This is a genomic window from Micromonospora sp. TSRI0369 (genome assembly GCF_001905625.1).
Taxonomy (GTDB): Bacteria; Actinomycetota; Actinomycetes; order Mycobacteriales; family Micromonosporaceae; genus Micromonospora; species Micromonospora echinospora_A.
On the sequence record NZ_LIVU01000003.1, the window covers coordinates 850,260 to 868,430 of the forward strand.

Consider the following 18,171-nt stretch of genomic DNA (forward strand, 5'->3'; position numbering starts at 1 on the left):
CAACACGGGACGGATCAGGCTCGGCGGCCGGTGGTCCGGCCCTTGAGCCGGCGGCCCATCTCCCGCGCGATCTCCCGCTTGGCGTCCCGTTCGGCCAGCGCCTGGCGCTTGTCGTACGACCGGCGGCCCCGGGCCAGACCCAGCTCCACCTTGGCCCAGCCGTCGGCGAAGTACATCGACAGCGGCACCAGCGTGACGCCGCCGTCGCGCAGCTTCTCCAGGATGCGGGCGATCTCCACCCGGTGCAGCAGCAGCTTGCGGGTGCGCCGGGGCGCGTGGTTGGTCCAGGTGCCGAAGCCGTACTCGGCGATGTGCAGGCCGTACAGCATGATCTCGCCGTCGCGCTCCTGGGCGAACGCGTCGACCAGCGACACCCGCCCTTCGCGCAGCGACTTGACCTCGGTGCCGGCGAGCACGATGCCCGCCTCGTACGTCTTGAGGATCTCGTAGTCGTGCCGTGCCTTCTTGTTCGAGGCGATCAGCTTGCGCCCGTTCTCCCTGGCCACGCGAGCAGGGTACCCGCGGGCGGCGACCCAGGGCCGGTCGCCGGGCGGGTCGCGGTCACCCAGCCGGTGCTGATCAGCAGCAGCGCCGCGCAGTAGGTGACCATCACCAGCAGGCCCCTCCCGGGCAGCTCGATCCCGGCCGCGCCCACGCCGATGAGCAGGTCGGAGACGAGGAAGAACGCGCCGCCCGCGGCGACCCGCGCGGACACCCCGGCCGCGGCGGCGGCCATCAGGCACAGCGCCAGGCTGTAGCCGAGCACCGGTAGCTGCAGCGGCCCGAGCATGCCCCACAGCAGCGCGTTCGCGCCGGCCCAGGCGAGCAGGTAACCGGCCCACGCCAGGGCCGGCGCACGACGGTGCCGCACGAATGCGGTGATGAACGCGACCTGGGTGACCAGGAAGAACCCCATTCCGGCCAGGAACGCGGTGTCGCCCGGCAGGAGCAGGGCGACGTCGCCCGCCGTGGCGGCGACCAGGCCGACCGCCACCGCGTCGACCCGGCGCCGGTGCGCCCAGAGGTACGCCAGCAGCACCGGCGCGAGCAGCGGCTTGGCCAGCCACTGGAGCACTGTCGAGTCCAGCGCGACCCCGACCAGTTCGACGGCGGCGACCAGTCCGAACAGGGGCAGCAGCCAGGAGCGCCTCATCGGACCGGCTGCCAGCCGGGACGGCCGAACAGGTAGCCGAGGCGGTGTCGCCAGGAGCTTGCCCGGCGTACGTCGGACCAGATCGCGGCGAACTCGTGGGTGGCCACCCGCAGCGGGTTGTAGGTGCCGATGTTCTTGGTCAGCCCGTAGCGCGCGGTGGCCCGCTCCGGCTCGAACGTGCCGAACAGCCGGTCCCAGATGATCAGGATGCCGCCGTAGTTGCGGTCCAGGTACTCGGTGTTCGAGCCGTGGTGCACCCGGTGGTGCGACGGCGTGTTGAAGATCCACTCGATCGGCCGGGGCAGCACCTTGATCCGCTCGGTGTGCAGGAAGAACTGGTAGAGCAGGCTGACCGACTGCTGGAGGAAGATCATCCACGGCGGGATGCCGAGCAGCGCCAGCGCCAGCCAGAACGGCAGCGAGGTCATCGGCGTCCAGCTCTGCCGCAACGCTGTGGAGAAGTTGTAGTGGACGCTGGAGTGGTGCACCACGTGGCTCGCCCAGAGCACGCGTACCTCGTGGTGCGAGCGGTGGAACCAGTAGTAGGCCAGGTCGTCGGCGAAGAACAGGATCACCCAGGTCCACCAGTCGCCGGGGGACAGCTGCACCGGTGCCACAGTCCACAGCGCCGCGAACAGGCCGACGGTGAGCAGCTTCCACGGGAAGCCGATGATCTGGCTGCCCAGCCCCATCGACAGGCTGGTGGTGGTGTCGCGCAGCTCGTAGCCGCGTTCGTCGTCGTCGGGCAGGAAGCGGTAGGAGACCGCCTCGACGACGATCAGGAGCAGGAACGCCGGGACGGCGTACAGCACGGCGGGGATCATGCGCGCGCTTCCCTTCCGGGGGTGGTGGGGGTGGGGGTGGTGGTGACCGGCGCGGTCAGCAGCTCCCGCGCGTGCCGGGCCGCCGCCGCGCCCTGACCGGAGGCGATCGAGGCGGCGAGACGGCGGTGCCCGGCGACGTCCAGCAGTTCGGCCGCGCGGGCGTCCGGGGGGACGTCGCCGACCGCGAACGTGCCGGCCACCAGGCTGTTGAAGGCGAGCTGGTAGGCGGTGTTCCCGCTGCCGCGCACGACCAGCCGCCAGATGGCGATGTTCGCCTCGTTCATCAGGTCCAGGTCGGGCGCCAGGTCGCCGTACTCCTCGGCGGCCCGGACCACCGCGGCGACGACTGCCGCGTCGCCGCGCTCGGCGCAGAGCCGGGCCGCGTCGATCCCGACGCAGGCCCGCATCTCCAGCATGTCGCGCACCAGCGTCTCCACCGGGAGTACGTCGCCGGAGCGGGCCAGGGACAGCGCGAGGTCCAGCCCGGCGTGCACCCGCCAGTCGAGCACCCGGGTCGCGCCGCCCTGGCTGACCCGGACCAGGCCGAGCTGTTGCAGGCGGCGCAGCGCCTCCCGGACCGCGTGCCGGTTGACGGCGAACGCGCCGGCCAGTTCCCGCTCGCCGGGCAGCGTCTCGTCCGGCGCGTACCGGCCGGAGACGATCGCGTCGCGCAGCCGGCCGAAGACGTGGTCGGAGACCGACACGCGGGGCGCGGGATCGAAGGTCATGCGCAGCAGTGTGGCCCCGCGCACGTCAACCCGTCAACTGGTTGTACCAGTCGAATTCCGGGGCGGCCGGTGCGTACCGCAGCGGTCACCCCTCGTATCCTTTCCGCCGTAGGAGCCGCCAGAGGGAAGGGAGTCGGTGTGAGCGACGGGGTCGAGACGTTGGAGTTCCAGGCCGAGGCCCGTCAGCTGCTGCAGCTGATGGTGCACTCGATTTACTCGAACAAGGACGTCTTCCTGCGCGAACTGATCTCGAACGCGTCCGACGCGCTGGACAAACTGCGGCTGGAGTCGCTGGTCGACAAGGACCTGTCGGCCGACACCTCCGACCTGCACATCGAGATCGAGGCCGACAAGGACGCCCGTACGCTCACCGTGCGGGACAACGGCATCGGCATGACCCGCGACGAGGTGGTCCGCCTGATCGGCACCATCGCCAAGTCCGGCACCGCCGAACTGCTGCGCAAGCTGCGCGAGTCCTCCGACGCCGCCGCCTCCCAGGAGCTGATCGGCCAGTTCGGCGTCGGCTTCTACGCCACGTTCATGGTCGCCGACAAGGTGACGCTGCTGACCCGCCGCGCCGGACAGTCCGGCGGCACCCGCTGGGAGTCCGCGGGCGAGGGCACGTACTCGATCGAGGAGGTCGCTGACGCGCCCCAGGGCACCTCGGTCACGCTGCACCTCAAGCCCGTCGACACCGAGGACAACCTGCACGACTACACGACCGAGTGGACGATCCGGGAGATCGTCAAGCGCTACTCCGACTTCATCTCGTGGCCGATCCGGATGACGGTCGACAAGCCCGGCGAGGACGGCGAGACCACCCGCGAGGAGCAGACGCTCAACTCGATGAAGGCGCTCTGGGCGCGTTCGCGGGACGAGGTCGACGAGGCCGAGTACAAGGAGTTCTACCGGCACGTCGCGCACGACTGGGCCGACCCCCTCGAAACCATCCACATGCGCGGCGAGGGCACCTTCGAGTACGAGGCGCTGCTGTTCGTGCCGTCGCACGCTCCGCTCGACCTGTTCTCCCCGCAGGGCCGCCGCGGCGTGCAGCTCTACGTCAAGCGCGTGTTCATCATGGACGACTGCGACGCGCTCATGCCCAACTACCTGCGCTTCGTCAAGGGCGTGGTGGACGCGCACGACCTGTCGCTGAACATCTCCCGGGAGATCCTCCAGCAGGACCGGCAGATCCGCGCTGTGCGCCGCCGGCTGGTCAAGAAGGTCCTGGCCACGCTCAAGGACATGTCCGCCGAGTCGTACCGCACGTTCTGGACCGAGTTCGGCGCGGTGGTCAAGGAGGGTCTGCTGGAGGACCTGGACAACACCGAGACGCTGCTGGAACTGGTCCGCGCCGCCAGCACCCACGACCCGGCCGAGCCGACCACGCTGCGCGCGTACGTGGAGCGGATGCGCGACGGCCAGACCGAGATCTACTACGCCACCGGCGAGAACCGGGCCACCATCGAGAACTCGCCGCACCTGGAGGCGTTCCGCGCCAAGGGCTACGAGGTGCTGATCCTCACCGACCCGGTGGACGAGGTGTGGGTCGAGCGCGTCGGCGCGTACGACGGGAAGACGCTGCGCTCGGTCGCCAAGGGCCAGGTGGACCTGGAGACCGAGGAGGAGAAGGAGAAGGCCGAGGCCGAGCGGCAGGAGTACGCCGACCTGCTCACGTTCCTCGGCGGCGCGCTCGCCGACAGCGTCAAGGAGGTGCGCTTGTCCACCCGGCTGACCACGTCACCGGCCTGCGTGGTGGGCGACGCGCACGACATGACGCCGACGCTGGAGAAGATGTACCGGGCGATGGGCCAGGAGGTGCCCCAGGTCAAGCGGATCCTGGAGCTGAACCCGGCCCACCCGCTGGTCACCGGCCTACGCAAGGCGCACGGCGAGGGCGGCGACACGGCCGCGCTGACCGAGACCGCCGAGCTGCTGTACGGCATGGCGTTGCTGGCCGAGGGCGGCGAGCTGGCCGACCCGGCCCGGTTCACCCGCATCCTGGCCGACCGACTGGCCCGCGGCCTCTAGCCTCGGCTCGGCTCGGCTCGGCCCGACCTGGCTGGCTTGATCGACTCTGTTACGCCGAGGTGGCGGTATCGGGGTGCCTCCGATGCCTCCACCTCGGCGAGCTGGTGTCGATCAAGCCTCGGGAAGTCGATGCGGGCAGTTGTCGGGTCAGTCCTTCGCCGGGCTCGTGCGGGCGGCTGGTTGCTGCTTGATCCACTCCAGCCCGCCGAAGTGGTGGTATCGGACGGGCCCTGACCCCGCCACCTCGGCGAGCTGGTGTTGATCACGCTGGGGTGTCTCAGAGTGGGGAAGATCGATCCCACCTGCAGGGATGTCAGGGGCTATGGGTGAGTGAGCGCCCTGGTGGAGATGGTGTTGCGGGCGCCCGCGTCGGCGGGGCGGCCGGGTGCGCAGGTGTGGATCGGGCGGATCGGACGGAGCACCGCTTGGCGGGCGCCGGCTGATGTCGGGGCCTTGTCGAAGGCTGTTGATCGACTGTGCCCGGGCGGTTGTCGTGGCTGCTGCTTGATCGACTCCAGTACGCCGAAGTGGCGGCATCCGACCGCCTCTGACACCGCCACCTCGCCGAACTGGAGTGGATCACGATGGGGTGTCCCAACTCTCGGTGAGTGAGCGGCCCGGTGGGGTGGTTCTACAGGCCCGTTGTGGGCCGGGGCGGATCTGGTGGAGCTGGGTGCGGCGGGTGCCAGGTTCGTGTCGGGGGGCGCTGATCGGCTGTGCCGAAGCGGCCGCCGTTGGCGGCCGGCCGGACCGAGCTCGATGCGCGCGCCGGGCAGCAGCCGCGTGGATGCCGAACATCCGCGGCTGGTGCTCGCCGGGCGGCGCGCCGAGCGTGATCGGCGCCGTCTCGCCGAGGTGACGCCGCCACCTCGGCGAGGCGGAGCGGCGGATCAGGGGAGCGCGGGATAGAGCGCGGCCACTCCGCCGGACAGGCCGGCCTGGACCCGGCGGGCCACGTCGTCGGCCAGGATCTCGTAGCTGTCGGCCTCGATGCCGTCGACAGCGAGCCGGGCGACCTCCGCCGGGTCGGCCTTCGGGCCGGGTACGGCGGCGGCCATCTCGGTGTCCATGTAGCCCACGTGCAGCCCTGCGACGCGGACGCCCCGGTCGGCCAGCTCCAGGCGCAGGGCGTTCGTCATCGACCATTCGGCGGCCTTGGCCGCGCCGTACGCGCCGACGCCGGGGAACGTGAACCAGGACAGCGCGGACAGGACGTTCAGGATTGTCCCGCCGCCGTTCGCCGCGATCCGGGGCGCGAACGCGCGTACCACCGACAGCGTGCCGAGGTAGTGCGTCTCCAGCTCCAGCCGGATCTGCGCGAGGTCCCCGTCGAGCAGGTCGGCGCCGGTGCTCACGCCGGCGTTGTTGACGAGCAGCGTCACGTCCCCGGCCCGCTCGGCGGCGGTGGCCACCGACGCGGGGTCGGTGATGTCGAGGCGTACCGGGGTGACGCCGGGCAGGTTCACGGTGTCCGGGTTGCGCGCGCCGGCCCAGACGGTGGCGCCGCGCGCGACGAGTTCGGCGGCCAGGTGCCGGCCGAAGCCACGGTTGGCGCCGGTGACCAGGGCGGTGCTTCCAGCGATCTTCATGTCTCGCTCCGAGAGGTGGTGAGGAAGAGAGGTCAGGCGGACAGCAGGCCCGGACCGGGCAGGACGGCCAGTTCGCCGGGCGGTACGTCGTGCCCGGCGTCGCAGCGCAGCCGGGCGTGCACGGCCGCGCCGCACTCGTCGTGGGTCACCCGGACCGCCGGGCCCGCCTCGTCGGCGGCGTACGTGTCGCCCCACTGCCGCAGCGCGACGAGCACCGGGATCAGGTCGCTGCCCTTGGAGGTGAGCACGTACTCGTCGCGGGTGCGCTGCCCGGGCTCGCGGTAGGGGCGCCGGTCGAGCAGCCCGTCGGCGACGAGCTGCTTGAGACGTGCGGCGGCGACGGGCTCGCTGACGCCGACCCGCCGGGCGAAGTCGTCGAAGCGGCGGGTGCCGAACGACGCCTCGCGCAGCAGGAGCAGCGTGGTGCGGTTGCCGACCACCTCCAGCGCCCGGGCGATCGAGCAGTTGGCGGTGGACCAGGAGTCACGCTGGGCAAGGAGGTCCGTCATGGCGTCGACGGTACCCCCCTGGCTTAGGGAAGCAAAAGCCAGCTACCTCACAGCTGGCCGGGGAAGAAGCCGTGCCGGGCCAGCGGCTCGACGATCTGGTGCTCCTCGTACGACAGGTGCGACAGCAGCGTGTCGGTGAGCAGGTCCACCGCCTCCTGGAGCTGCGTGAAGTCGCCGGGCCGCCGGACCAGCTCCACGAGCGCCCGGTCGACGCTCTCCACCACGCCGTGGATCACCACGTGCTCCTCCTCGAGGCGGTCCAGCACGGCCGCCAGCCCGGCCTCGGAGCGGCGCAGGTGCGGGAAGATCGAGGCGTCCTCCAGCCCGTGGTGCTGGGTGACCATGGTGCAGTACGCCGCGCAGTACGCCCCGAGCGTCCAGTTGTTCTGCCGCATGGTCATCTCGTTCAGCGCGGCCCGCGCCCGGCCCGGCGAGACAGTGCCTCGCTTGACCTGTTCCAGCAGGTCGCGCACCTGGGCCAGCTCCTGGCGCAGATGGTCGTGCACGTCCACCAGGTGCTGCCCGGCGGCCTGTCCCCGGGCCGGGTAGACCTGTCCGGCCGGTGGTGGCGGGGCGGTCGGCCGGGTCGACTCGTCCCAGGGGCGGCGCGCGCTCAGGCGTACCCCCGGGTCCGGGGTGGGGGTGACCGCCAGCGTGGCCGGGCCGCCGGTGGCGGCCGTCTCGTCGGCGACCGCGCGGGCGCCGCTGCCCGGCGCGGTGCGCTCGCCGGCGACCAGCTCCCGCACCGCGGGCGCGACCTCCTGGGCGAAGATCTGGATCGCGCGCGGCTCGTCGCTGCCGAGGATGAACGTGGTGACGCCGTGCTCCAGCGTGAGCCCGGCCAACTCCTCCACCCACTGCTCCGGCGGACCGGCCAGGAAGCCGGCCGACGAGCGGGCGAACGTGCCGTTCACGTTGAGCATGCGGCGGATCTCGGCCGGGTCGCGCCCGGCGGCCTGAGCGCCCTCGTCCACGAGCGCGTTCAGGGCGGGCAGCTCGTCGGGGCCCTTCGGCAGGTAGGACAGGGAGGGCAGCCAGCCGTCGGCGGCGCGGCCGACCAGGCGCAGCATGCGCGGCTTGTACGCGCCGACCCAGATGCCCACCTGATGCGCGGGCGCCGGGCCGCGCTTGGCGCCGACCACCCGGTAGTGCTCGCCGTCGACCCGGATCATGCCCCGGCGGTCGGTGTCCCAGACCTCGCGGATCACCCGGATCGCCTCGTCCAGGGCCTCGACCGCCGCGCCGGGGGACAGGCGCCGCCCGCCCGTCGCCTCGATCGCGTCCCAGAACGCGCCCGCGCCGAGTCCCAGCTCGACCCGCCCGCCGGTGAGCAGGTCCAGGCTGGCCACGCTGCGGGCCAGCACCACCGGCTGGCGCAGCGGCAGGTTGAGCACGTTGCCGGCCAGGCGGATGCGCTCGGTGACGGCGGCCACGTAGGACATCAGCGTCCAGGTGTCCAGGAAGCCCGGCTGGTACGGGTGGTCCTGGAACGTGACAAGGTCCAGCCCGACCTGCTCGCAGAGCGTGGCCAGCGCCACCACCTGGTCGGGCTGCCCGGCGGCGGGAGTGATGAAGCCGCCGAAGGTCAGCTCGTGTCCGTGATCGGTCATCCGTCCCGCCTCCCGTGATCTTGCTCAGCCCTGCCACCGTAGCTCCACAGGTGGTAGCCCGGCCGGGTGAACAGGGTCACAAGAAGTGGATGATCGTCGCAAACCGTCCATAGCGTCGGTTCCGTTCGCATTCGTGGACACCGTAGGCCGGAAACGCCTAGTCCCGCCGCCGGCCGCGGTTACCGGACGTCGCGCGGGAGCGGGGGAACCACACGTACCACGGTGCCTCGTCACCTCGGGGTGAAGCCGCCACCGGCGGCCGGGCTCCTCGGCCCGAACCCGACAGCTCACCTCGTCGGCGTGGAGGAATCCACATGGCAACTGAATACTCAGCCCGGGGCCGCCGTATCGCTCTCGGAGCAGTCCTGGCCGGCGCCGCCGTCGGCGCCGCGACCCTGTTCGGCCCGGCCGCGCCGGCCGGCGCCGGCGTCAACTGGGACGCGGTCGCGCGCTGCGAATCAGGCGGCAACTGGAAGATCAACACCGGCAACGGGTACTACGGCGGGCTCCAGTTCTCCCGCGCCACCTGGAACGGCTACGGCGGGCAGAAGTACGCCGCCCGGGCCGACCTGGCCAGCCGGTCCGAGCAGATCGCCGTCGCCGAGAAGGTGCTGCGCGGGCAGGGCATCGGCGCGTGGCCGGTCTGCGGCAGGAAGGGCGGCTCGGCGAGCGCCGCCGCGACCCGGTCCGAGCGGGCCACCCCGAAGAAGGCGAACCCGAAGAAGACCACCTCGAAGAAGGCCGCCCCGGAGCGGGCCGTCACGCGCAGGGCCGCGCCGGAACGGGCCGCGACGAAGGCGGCGCCGCAGCTGTCGTCCGGCGTCGGGACGTACGTGGTCCGGCGCGGGGACACGCTGTCGGAGATCGCCGTGGCGCAGCGCGTCGACGGCGGCTGGCGTGCCCTGCACGAGCGCAACCGGGCAGTGGTCGGCGACGACCCCGGCCTGATCTTCCCTGGTCAGCGGCTGCGTCTGCGCTGACCTGATCCGGACGCCCGGCCGGTTCGCCCCGGCCGGGCGTCCGGCCGTCCGCGACACGCCGTGTCGCCGATGTCCGGCCTGCTCCCGGCGCCGGGACACGGCCCGCGACGGCCGGTGATCGCGATTCGTCGGAGCCGGTTGTTAGGGTCACGATGATCGGCTAAGACGTGAAGAAAGCGCGGATATGACCAACGACCCGTTCTCGGCGGCCGCGAGCCTCGACGAGCTGCTGACCCGCACGCAGCAGGCGCTCACCGCGATGCGCTCCCGGGCCTCGGCGCACGCCGACGGCGAACCGGCCGACCTGCTGCGCGCCGAGGGCACTGCGGCCGGTGGGCGGGTCCGCGCGGTCGCCGTCCAGGGTGGCCGGCTGGATTCCGTGACGATCGACCCGGAGCTGGCCGGCGAGCCCCTCGACGTCCTCAGCGGACACCTCGTCGCCGCCGCCAACGACGCACTGTCCGAGCTGGACGCACAGGTCAGCGCGTCGGCGCGAGCCGACGCCGACGCGCTCGCCGCCCGGCTCGGCAGCATGGGTGACCAGGCCGAGCTGTTCGGCCGCGCGATGCACGAGGCGGCCGCCCGGATCCATCGTGACCGCGGCACCTCGTCCCGGGCCGGGCGCCCGGCCTGAGACGACGAGGCGGCCGGCCGCCGGGAGGACGACGACCGGCCGCGCTACGCCACGGTCAGCTCAGGGTGACCGCGGTGTCGTCGACGACGAAGGACGTCTGCAGAGAGCTGTCCTCCACGCCGCTGAACGAGATGGTCGCCGTGGTGCCTGCGAGCGACGAGATGTCGAAGGACCGCTGCACGTACCCGGTGGCCTTGTTCAGGTTGGAGTAGGTGGCCAGCGTGGTGCTGCCGGCCTTGACGGTGAGCTTGTCGTACGCGGTGCTCGTGGTCGTCTCCGCGCTGTCGATGTGCAGCCAGAAGCTCAACGTCGCCCGGCATCCGGCCGGGATCGTCACCGACTGACTGAGCGTGTCGGTGTGCGACGAGCCGTACCCGTCCAGCCACGCCTTGTACGAGCCGCCGTGCGCCGCCTGGCCGCTGTCCGTGGTGATGACGCCGGACGAGGCGGTCCAGCTCACGTTGCCCGACTCGAAGCCGGGGTTGGCGAGCTTGTTGCCGGAGCAGCCGCCCGACGGCGGGGTGGTGGTGGCGGTCGGCGTGGGCGTCGGGGTGCCGCCGGCGCAGGTCGGCTCACCCGACTGGGCCGGTACGCTGACCGCCGCCCAGGCCGCCTTGACCGCGTTGAACTCGGTGCAGCTGCTCGGGTAGAGGTTCTTCGCCGCCTGCAATGTCCAGACGCGGTACTTCAGGTAGGACGAGGACGAGGTCTTCAGCAGCATGGCGTTGTACATGATCTTGATGGCCTTCTGGATGCCCAGGCCGGTCACGCTGCTGCTGTTGCAGGTCGAGCTGGACGGCTGCCCGTTGGTCGGGCTGCTGCCGTTCGCCAGCAGGTAGAACCAGTGGTTGCCCGGCCCGGCCGCGGCGTGCACCTCGGTCGACGGGATGCTGCTGGAGTAGCAGTTCGGGTCGCCGAGCGCCGACGGGTTGTACATGTTGCGGATCGGGCCGGAGCCGACCAGGTTGATCTTCTCGCCGACCAGGAAGTCCGGCGCGTCGTAGCTGGACGGCTCGTTGGCGAACCACTCGGTGGCCGCGCCGAACGTGTCCGCCACGAACTCCTGCGTGCCGCCGCCGGAGATGCCGCCGGGGGTGTTGTCGTCGATGCCGTGGCCGATCTCGTGCGCCACCACGTCCAGCGAGCCGATCCACTGACCGGCGGTGTTCTTGCCGATCTGCACCTGGCTGCCGTCGTAGTAGGCGTTCTGGTCGTTGAGGCCCACCCGGATCGGCCAGTAGCCACCGTTGCCGTTGGCGCCGTTGCGGCCCAGCCACTGGGCGAGCATCTTGTGCTCGGTCTGCGCGGAGAACAGCGCGTCCACGCAGCCGGTCTCCTTGTTGGTGGCGGTGCCGTTGCCCCACACGTCGTCGGAGCCGCTGAACGTGGTGTTGTTCGCCGAGTCCTGGCAGCTCAGGTTGGTGACGGTCGGGTCCTTCATGGTGTACGTGGAGCCCGACTGGGTGGTGTTGAGCGTGAGCGGGCTGGGCCCGTTCCACGCGCCGGTGCCGGTGCCGCGCACCACGTGCTCCTGCTTGCGCAGGACCGCGCCGGTACGGGCGTCGACGTCGACGGTGAGCCGGCTCGGGCCGTCCGCGCTGGTGCCGCGTACCGTGGTTTCCCAGGCCAGCGCCGGTGCGGCGCCGAGCGTGTAGACCACGAGCGTGGCGCCCTCGACCGCGCTGACCGTCTTGAGCTGGGCGCGCGCCGTGGTCGCGGCGGCGGCCTGGGTCAGCGCGGGCGTGGTGGCGAGGGCGCCGATCGGCCGCTGCTGCGCGACCGAGGCGTACTTGAGGTTGCCGGCCGAGTCGGTGGCGAGCACGAAGTCGCCGCCGACCACGGGCAGGCCCTTGTACGTGCGCTCGTACGGCACGTACTGGGTTCCCTCGGAGGAGATGACCGGCTTCTGGACGAACGCGTCGTCGGCGCCGGCCTGCAGGTAGGCGGGGCGGCCGGCGACCATGGCGCGGGCCGAGTCGGCGGCGGCCGCGCGGGCCTGGGCCGGGTTGGGGGCGGCGGGCCCGGGTGGCGCGGCCTGCACGGCTGCGGCGGTGCCGGCGGCGATCACGCCGGCCGCGGCCGCGCCGGTGAGCGCGGCGAGGCGAGGTGAGAGTTTCACGGAGGTTTGCTCCTGTTCTACAGGCGCGCCGCACGAGCCCGGTGGGGACGGGCGGCGCGGTGGTGCGAGGCAGGGTGACGGCCGGTCACCGGAGCTGCCGGCGTGGCTCCGGGTCGACAGATCGACCGTCGCGAGTCGCCGGGGGTCGGCGGTTCGCTGGTGCACAATCACACGCCGCGCGAGCCGTGAGCAATGGGTGACCTGGGCAACGACTGACAGTCGGGCGTGTCGCCGCGCGCGTCGTCTCAGGCAACCATGATCTTCAATAGGCCCTGATCAGGGCGAACATCGCCGACAGTGGATGGCTGCGCGTGCAAATTGCGGACGTTGCCTATGTGCGCGAATGGCGCACATAGACGCGAGGTCGCCACCGCCCGAGCCGGCCACGCCGCGTGGGGCCCGCCCCGACCGGGGCCGGGCACCGGGCCGCGTCAGCGCGGGCCGCGGGTCCGCGTTGGCGCGACGGTGGGCGGCGGCGGCAGCGAGGGCGTCAGCGTGGGCCGCGACGTCGGCCGACCGGTCGGCTCCGGGCTCGGGCTGGGGCTCGACGGGGTCGGGCTCGGGCTCGGCGAGGCGGACGGCGTGGGCGCGGCGGTGGACGGCGGCGGCGCCGACGCGGTCGGCTCCGGGGTGTCGCCGGGGAACTTCGGCTCACCGAAGCGGTACTTGCCCGGGTCGAGCTTCATCGCCTCGGTGGCCTTGGTCATGAACTGCCGCCAGATCGGCGCGGCGCCCGTGGAGCCGTACACCTCGTAGCTGCCGCCGCTCGTCCGCAGCGGTTTGCCGTCGGTGGTGCCCAGCCACACGGCCGAGGCCAGCGCGCCGGTCCAGCCCACCATCCAGGTGTGCACGTTCTGGGTGGTGCTCTGCCCGGCCTGCCAGGTGCCGGTCTTGCCGGCGGAGTCCCAGCCGTTGTCCAGCTTGGCCGCCCGGACCCGGCGCAGCGTCCAGTCCAGCTGGTCGAGCGCCTCCCGGTCCAGCCCCAGGTCGGTGGTGCGCAGCTGCTCGGTCCACACCTCCTCGTCGTCCTTGCTCACCGACCGGACGAAGTGCGCGTCGGCGCGCTTGCCGCCGGCCGCGAACGTGGCCATCCCGTTCGCGTGGTCCTGCACGGTGATGCCGTACTGCCCGATGCCGACCTCGGTGGAGAACCGCTTCGCCACCTCGTCGGCGGGGTCGCTGCGCAGGTCGACGCGCTGCGGCCGGGGGTTGCCCCGGACCGTCTCCCACATCGACTCCACGCCCGCCTGCCGGGCCATCTCGATCACCTTGTCGGTGCCGAGCCGCTCGGTCAGCTCGAAGTAGGTGACGTTGAGCGAGGCGACAGTGGCCTCCCACAGCGCGCAGTCCGGCTGGCAGGGCGCCCGCTCGGCGTTGCGGATCGGCCCGGCCGCGCTGCCCTTGGTGCGCCCCGAGGCGGGGAACTCCTTGGTGTCCGGCGCGTCGAACCGCTCCTTCACCGAGATCCCGTCGCGTACGGCGGCGGCCAGGTCGTACACCTTGAACGACGACCCCGGCGGATGCTGGCCGAAGCCGCGGGCCTGGCCGTCCTCGTCGGAGTACCAGCCCGCGTAGTCCGCTCCCGAGCCCTTGTCGCCGCCGTAGTAGCCGAGCACCCGGCCGGTGCCCGGCTCCACCGCCACCAGCGCGGCCTGCCAGTTCCGCGGTTGCCCGCGCACCGCTCGCGGGGCGGTGTCCCGGCGGATGTCCGCCGCCGCCTCGGCCGCGTCCTGCACGCGCTTGTCGATGGTGGTGACGATGCGGTAGCCGCCGTCGCGGATCACCTCGTCCGGCTTGCCCCGGAACGGCTCGGTCCCGCGCAGCTCGGCCAGCACGTGGTTGACCACCAGGCCGGTCGGCCGGTCCAGGTCGGACCGGCCCGCGTCCTTGTCGATCGGCCGGACCGTGTCCGGGTACGCGAGGTCCGCCGCCTGCTGCGGCGTCAGGTAGCCGAGCTTGACCATGCCGTCGCGGATGTAGTTCCAGCGGTCGATCGAGTTCTGCCTGGCCAGCGCGTTGCGGCGTGGGTCGTAGCCGGGCGTGCCCTCGGGGTCGGCCGGATCCGCCTCCGGCTGCTTCACCATGGCGCAGAGCACCATCGCCTCGGCCTGGGTGAGCTGCCGCTCGGGCGGCGCGTCCCGGCGCACCGTCTTGCCGAAGTACGTCTGCGCGGCCGCCTCGATTCCGTACGCGCCCCGGCCGAACGGCACGGTGTTCAGGTAGAAGCCGAGGATCTCCTCCTTGGAGTACGCGTCGTCGAGCTTCCAGGCGATCACCGCCTCGCGCAGCTTGCGGGAGTAGGTGACCCCGCGCAGGTCGGCGGCGATGCGCGCGTACTGCTGGGTGAGCGTGGACGCGCCCTGCCGCTGGCCGCCGCTCACGTTGGCCCAGGCGGCGCGCAGCACGCCCTTGAAGTCGATGCCGCGGTTGGTCCAGAACGTCCGGTCCTCGGCCGCCACGATCGCCTGCTTGGCCGAGTCGTTCATCTGGTCGTACGGCACGATGGTGCGGTTCTGCGCGCCCAGCTTCGCCATCGGCGTGCGCCCGTCGGCGTAGTAGACCGTTGTCGACTCGGGCAGCTTCAGGTCGCTGGGCGTGGGCACGCTGTCGAAGTAGTAGCCGCCCGCGACCAGCCCGCACCCGGCCAGCAGCACGCAGACCGCGAGGACGACCGCCAGGCGCCGCCGCTTGCGCTTCGGGCTCGCGGCGGTGGCGCCGGCCGGTCCCCGGGTCTCTCCCGTTCCTCGCACCGTTACCTCCGGCTGCTCGGCGAAGTCGTGCCCGGCTCGCAGGCTAACCGAGCCGCGGCGACCGCACCGGCCGACGACGTCGGCCGGTGCGGCGGGACGGGTGTGCGCGGCCCGTAACTCCCACCGCTGAGCGGCGGCGGGCGTGGGCCGGCTGCCGGCAGTCGGCGAGCCGGAACCGGGGCGGCTGAGCGGCCGCCCCGGCCCGGGTCAACCGGTCAGCGTGCCGCCCAGCGGGCGGCCCGGCCGTCGCGGTCCGCGCGGCCGGGGCCGCGGTGGCGTACCGGCCAGCGGTCGTTGCCGCCGCCCGCACGCAACGGCGTCGACCGCCACAGCGCACGCAGCGCGGTGCCGTCCGGGGCCGCGAAGGTCTCCTGTGCGGTGTAGCCGAGCCGCCGCAGCAGGTCCTCCTGCTCCCCGGCGCACGGGTGCGCGTACGTGGGCAGGCTCAGGGTGTCCATCCGGCGCTGCGCTCCGGCGAGCGCCTCCGCCGCTCCGCCCCGGGGAGCGGCCAGCAGCGCCAGATGGTTGTGCGGCTCGACCGGACGCCGGGCGCTCAGCGCCTCACCGAGGCGGCGGAACCGCTCCTCGTGCGGGCCGGCGGCGGAGGCGAGACGATCGGCGTACCGGTGGGGCGCCGGAATCGGCCGGTAGCGGTGGAACCACACGGTGGCGGCGCTGCCGTCGGGCAGCAGGAACGCGTCGCCGAAGAGAAGCGCGTGCTCGGTCCAGATCCGGGCCACGGCGGCGAGGACCGGCAGGCGGCGCGGCGCGTCGGGGACGAGCCAGCCGGCCAGGGCGGTGGGCATCAGGGCCTCGGCGACGAGATCGGCGATGCGGCCGATGTCGCACCACCGGGCGCGTGCGACGGGCAGGGCAGTGCTCATGAACGAACTCCTGTTTCACAGGCTTGATCGGGTCGGTTGCGGGCGCCGGACGACGGCGCCGCCGCGCGAACGCGGCAGTCGGGCGGGGCGCGCCCGTGATCCGGATCGAAGGTGGTGCCTGTGGAGTCCGCTCAGGCGGGTCTGGTGCCGGGCCGCGACGTGCGGGAGGCCGGCAGGCGTTCGTGTGCCGGGCGCCCGTACTGGTGGGCGAGCGTCGGCAGCCCCCAGCGGCACGCGTCCGCGTCTGCCGCCTCGCTGTGCACCGCGCCGCCGGCGTGGCTCGCGCCGTCGAACGGCTGCGGCGCGACGGGTGTCGGCGCGAAGTCGGCCGCCGTGCGGACGGCCGGTGTGCCGGTACGGACGGCGGCCCCCCGCGGTCCGACGGCAAAGGCCCGCGTCTGCGGTCCGACGGCGAAGGCCCGCGTCTGCGGGTCGGCGGCGACCGGAACGCTGGCGCTCCCGAGGGCGGGCGCCGCCGTCGGGGCCCGTGCGGCGGGATCAGCGGGGCCCCTCGGATCAGCCGGGTCAGCGGGATCGGCCGGGTCGACCGGGTCGGCCGGATCGGGCGCCGGCGCCGCCGGTGGGTCGAGCAGATCGGTCACCGGGCTGAGCGGGTCGAGCACCGGGTCCAGCGGCGCGACCACCGGTTCCAGGCCCCGCCAGACCGGACCGAGGATCGGGCTCAGCGGCTCCACCACCGGGGACAACACGTCCGCGACCGGTTCGAGCACGTCCTCCGTGACCGGGCCGGTCAGCGGGCGCAGCGCCTCCGCGACCGGCGTGAGCAGGTGATCGCGTACCGGGTCGGTGGCCGGGCGCAGACCCTCGGTGACCGGCGTCAGCACGTGGTCGCGGACCGGCGTCACCACCGCCTCGACGACCCGGCCGGTGACCGGCGTCGCGGCGACCGGTGCCGCCTGCGGCGCGTCCGGCCCGGCCTTGGCCGGCGAGGCCGGGGCGGGCGCCGGCGCGTCGGTGCCCGCCGTGGCGTCGGAGGTGGGAGCTGTCGTGCCGGATGCCGGCGCGGCGTCGGACGTGGGCTCGACGCCGTCGGACAGGGACGCCGGCAGGCCGAGCACCGCGTCGAGCGTGTGGGTGAGCGCCTCCACGGCGGCCGTGAGCGGCGGGCGGTCGGCGGCGTGCGCGGCCGAGCCGGCCGCGGCCTCGTGCGCGCCCCAGGCGACGGCGACACCGCCGAGCAGCAGACCGAGGCGCAGCGTGTAGTGCGCCACCCACCCGGTCCGTCGCGTCATCGCACACCCTCCGGATCCGCGCCCGGCGGCGCGGATCATCGCCCGCACTGTACCGAACGTGGCCGTCCGGGCACAGTACGCCGCTGATCGATTTCGGGCGCGTCGCGTTCCGGGCGCGTCGCGCTCGGCGCAGGCGTGGGACGCGCGCCCTCCGGGTACCAGCGGGGTCATGGAGACGAGCACTGCCGAACGCCCGGACACCGCCCCCGCCGTACCTCCGTCCGGTGTGGTCGCTGTCGTCGCCCATCGGAAGAAGACGTTCGGGGGCGGCCTCGACGAGCTGCGTTCGCGGCTCGTCGGCGCCGGCGTCGGGCGGCTCCTCTGGTACGAGGTGCCGAAGAGCCGCAAGGCGCCCAAGCGGGTCCGCGCGGCGCTGGACTCCGGCGCCGAACTGGTGCTGGTGTGGGGCGGCGACGGCATGGTGCAGCGGTGCGCCGACGCGCTGGCCGGAAGCGGCGTGCCGATGGGCATCCTGCCGGCCGGCACCGCCAACCTGTTCGCGGTCAACCTCGGCATCCCGGTCGACCTGCCCGAGGCGGTACGGATCGCGCTGCACGGCCGCCGCCGCGAGCTGGACCTCGGCCGGATCAACGGGGAGCACTTCGCGGTGATGGCCGGCGCCGGGTTCGACGGCGACCTGATCCGTGACGCCGACCGGCAGCTCAAGGGCCGGTTCGGCCGGATCGCGTACGTCTGGACCGGGCTGCGGCACGTGCGCGGCGAGTGCGTACGGACCCGGATCCGGGTCGACGGCGCGGACTGGTTCGACGACGAGGCGAGCTGCGTGCTGTTCGGCAACGTCGGCACCATCACCGGCGGCATCCCGGCCTTCGACGACGCCCGCCCCGACGACGGGGCGCTGGAGGTCGGCGTGGCCACCGCCAGCGGCGCGGTGGACTGGGCGCGCACGCTGGGCCGGATGGCCGCCGGGCGCTCCGAGGAGTCGCCGTTCGTGCGGATCACCCGGGGCCGCAAGATCACGGTGCGGTTCGACGCGCCGAAGACGTACGAGCTGGACGGCGGCGCCCGGGGCAAGGCGAAACGGCTCAAGGTGAAGGTCGTCCCCGGCTCGCTGACGGTGTGCTGCCCCGACCCGCCGGACTGACC

Annotated in this window: 15 protein-coding genes and 1 riboswitch; of the genes, 4 read left to right on the forward strand and 11 right to left on the reverse strand. The window is 73.0% G+C overall.

What is annotated here, in order from left to right; genetic code table 11:
• Positions 1-14: 14 nt before the first annotated feature.
• Genes smpB through AMK25_RS12690 form a run of 4 tightly spaced genes read right to left on the reverse strand, consistent with a single transcriptional unit; the run spans position 15 to position 2,705 of the window.
• On the reverse strand, positions 15-506 hold the full coding sequence (gene smpB / locus AMK25_RS12675) for an SsrA-binding protein SmpB (protein WP_073828545.1): 492 nt from the start codon (positions 504-506) through the stop codon (positions 15-17).
• Positions 479-1,153: a lysoplasmalogenase gene (locus AMK25_RS12680; RefSeq protein WP_073828546.1), complete on the reverse strand. Its 675-nt coding sequence runs from the start codon at positions 1,151-1,153 to the stop codon at positions 479-481. The genes smpB and AMK25_RS12680 overlap by 28 nt, the downstream gene beginning before the upstream one ends.
• Entirely contained in the window at positions 1,150-1,977 is an 828-nt protein-coding gene (locus AMK25_RS12685; RefSeq protein ID WP_073828547.1) for a sterol desaturase family protein, read from the reverse strand. The genes AMK25_RS12680 and AMK25_RS12685 overlap by 4 nt, the downstream gene beginning before the upstream one ends.
• Positions 1,974-2,705, reverse strand: a complete 732-nt coding sequence (locus AMK25_RS12690; protein ID WP_073828651.1) for a FadR/GntR family transcriptional regulator — start codon at positions 2,703-2,705, stop codon at positions 1,974-1,976. The genes AMK25_RS12685 and AMK25_RS12690 overlap by 4 nt, the downstream gene beginning before the upstream one ends.
• A 138-nt stretch (positions 2,706-2,843) precedes the next feature.
• Here AMK25_RS12690 and htpG point away from each other — a divergent pair, with 138 nt between their 5' ends.
• Positions 2,844-4,736 carry a molecular chaperone HtpG gene (gene htpG / locus AMK25_RS12695; protein ID WP_073828548.1) on the forward strand — a complete coding sequence of 631 codons (1,893 nt, stop codon included), beginning with the start codon at positions 2,844-2,846 and terminating at the stop codon, positions 4,734-4,736.
• 890 nt (positions 4,737-5,626) lie between these two features.
• On the opposite strand, the gene AMK25_RS12700 is transcribed toward htpG, so the two are convergent.
• From AMK25_RS12700 to AMK25_RS12710, 3 genes are read right to left on the reverse strand one after another with little or no spacing between them, the layout of a single operon-like run.
• Positions 5,627-6,325: an SDR family oxidoreductase gene (locus tag AMK25_RS12700; protein ID WP_073828549.1), complete on the reverse strand. Its 699-nt coding sequence runs from the start codon at positions 6,323-6,325 to the stop codon at positions 5,627-5,629.
• A gap of 32 nt (positions 6,326-6,357) precedes the next feature.
• Entirely contained in the window at positions 6,358-6,834 is a 477-nt protein-coding gene (locus AMK25_RS12705) for a winged helix-turn-helix transcriptional regulator (RefSeq protein ID WP_073828550.1), read from the reverse strand.
• Positions 6,835-6,881: 47 nt separating this feature from the next.
• On the reverse strand, positions 6,882-8,444 hold the full coding sequence (locus AMK25_RS12710; RefSeq protein WP_073828551.1) for an LLM class flavin-dependent oxidoreductase: 1,563 nt from the start codon (positions 8,442-8,444) through the stop codon (positions 6,882-6,884).
• Between the two features lie 144 nt (positions 8,445-8,588).
• Positions 8,589-8,760, forward strand: a riboswitch (cyclic di-AMP (ydaO/yuaA leader).
• Between AMK25_RS12710 and AMK25_RS12715 the strand changes: the two genes are divergently transcribed.
• Positions 8,759-9,424, forward strand: a complete 666-nt coding sequence (locus AMK25_RS12715; protein WP_073828552.1) for a LysM peptidoglycan-binding domain-containing protein — start codon at positions 8,759-8,761, stop codon at positions 9,422-9,424. Its footprint overlaps the riboswitch before it by 2 nt.
• Positions 9,425-9,608: 184 nt before the next feature.
• Positions 9,609-10,058 (forward strand): YbaB/EbfC family nucleoid-associated protein, encoded by a 450-nt coding sequence (locus AMK25_RS12720; RefSeq protein WP_073828553.1) that lies wholly within the window; start codon positions 9,609-9,611, stop codon positions 10,056-10,058.
• Between the two features lie 55 nt (positions 10,059-10,113).
• Here the strand turns inward: AMK25_RS12720 and AMK25_RS12725 are convergent, their stop codons facing one another.
• The 4 genes from AMK25_RS12725 to AMK25_RS12740 all read right to left on the reverse strand — a co-directional run bounded on the left by AMK25_RS12725 (position 10,114) and on the right by AMK25_RS12740 (position 17,064).
• Positions 10,114-12,177, reverse strand: coding sequence for a M4 family metallopeptidase (locus AMK25_RS12725; protein ID WP_073828554.1), 2,064 nt, complete (start codon positions 12,175-12,177; stop codon positions 10,114-10,116).
• Positions 12,178-12,608: 431 nt separating this feature from the next.
• Positions 12,609-14,927: a transglycosylase domain-containing protein gene (locus AMK25_RS12730; RefSeq protein WP_073828555.1), complete on the reverse strand. Its 2,319-nt coding sequence runs from the start codon at positions 14,925-14,927 to the stop codon at positions 12,609-12,611.
• Between the two features lie 215 nt (positions 14,928-15,142).
• Positions 15,143-15,811, reverse strand: coding sequence for a hypothetical protein (locus AMK25_RS12735; protein WP_073828556.1), 669 nt, complete (start codon positions 15,809-15,811; stop codon positions 15,143-15,145).
• Positions 15,812-15,942: 131 nt separating this feature from the next.
• Positions 15,943-17,064, reverse strand: a complete 1,122-nt coding sequence (locus AMK25_RS12740; RefSeq protein ID WP_241826342.1) for a hypothetical protein — start codon at positions 17,062-17,064, stop codon at positions 15,943-15,945.
• Positions 17,065-17,233: 169 nt separating this feature from the next.
• On the opposite strand from AMK25_RS12740, the gene AMK25_RS12745 reads away from it, so the two are divergent.
• Positions 17,234-18,169 (forward strand): diacylglycerol/lipid kinase family protein, encoded by a 936-nt coding sequence (locus AMK25_RS12745; RefSeq protein ID WP_073828557.1) that lies wholly within the window; start codon positions 17,234-17,236, stop codon positions 18,167-18,169.
• Positions 18,170-18,171: the final 2 nt, after the last annotated feature.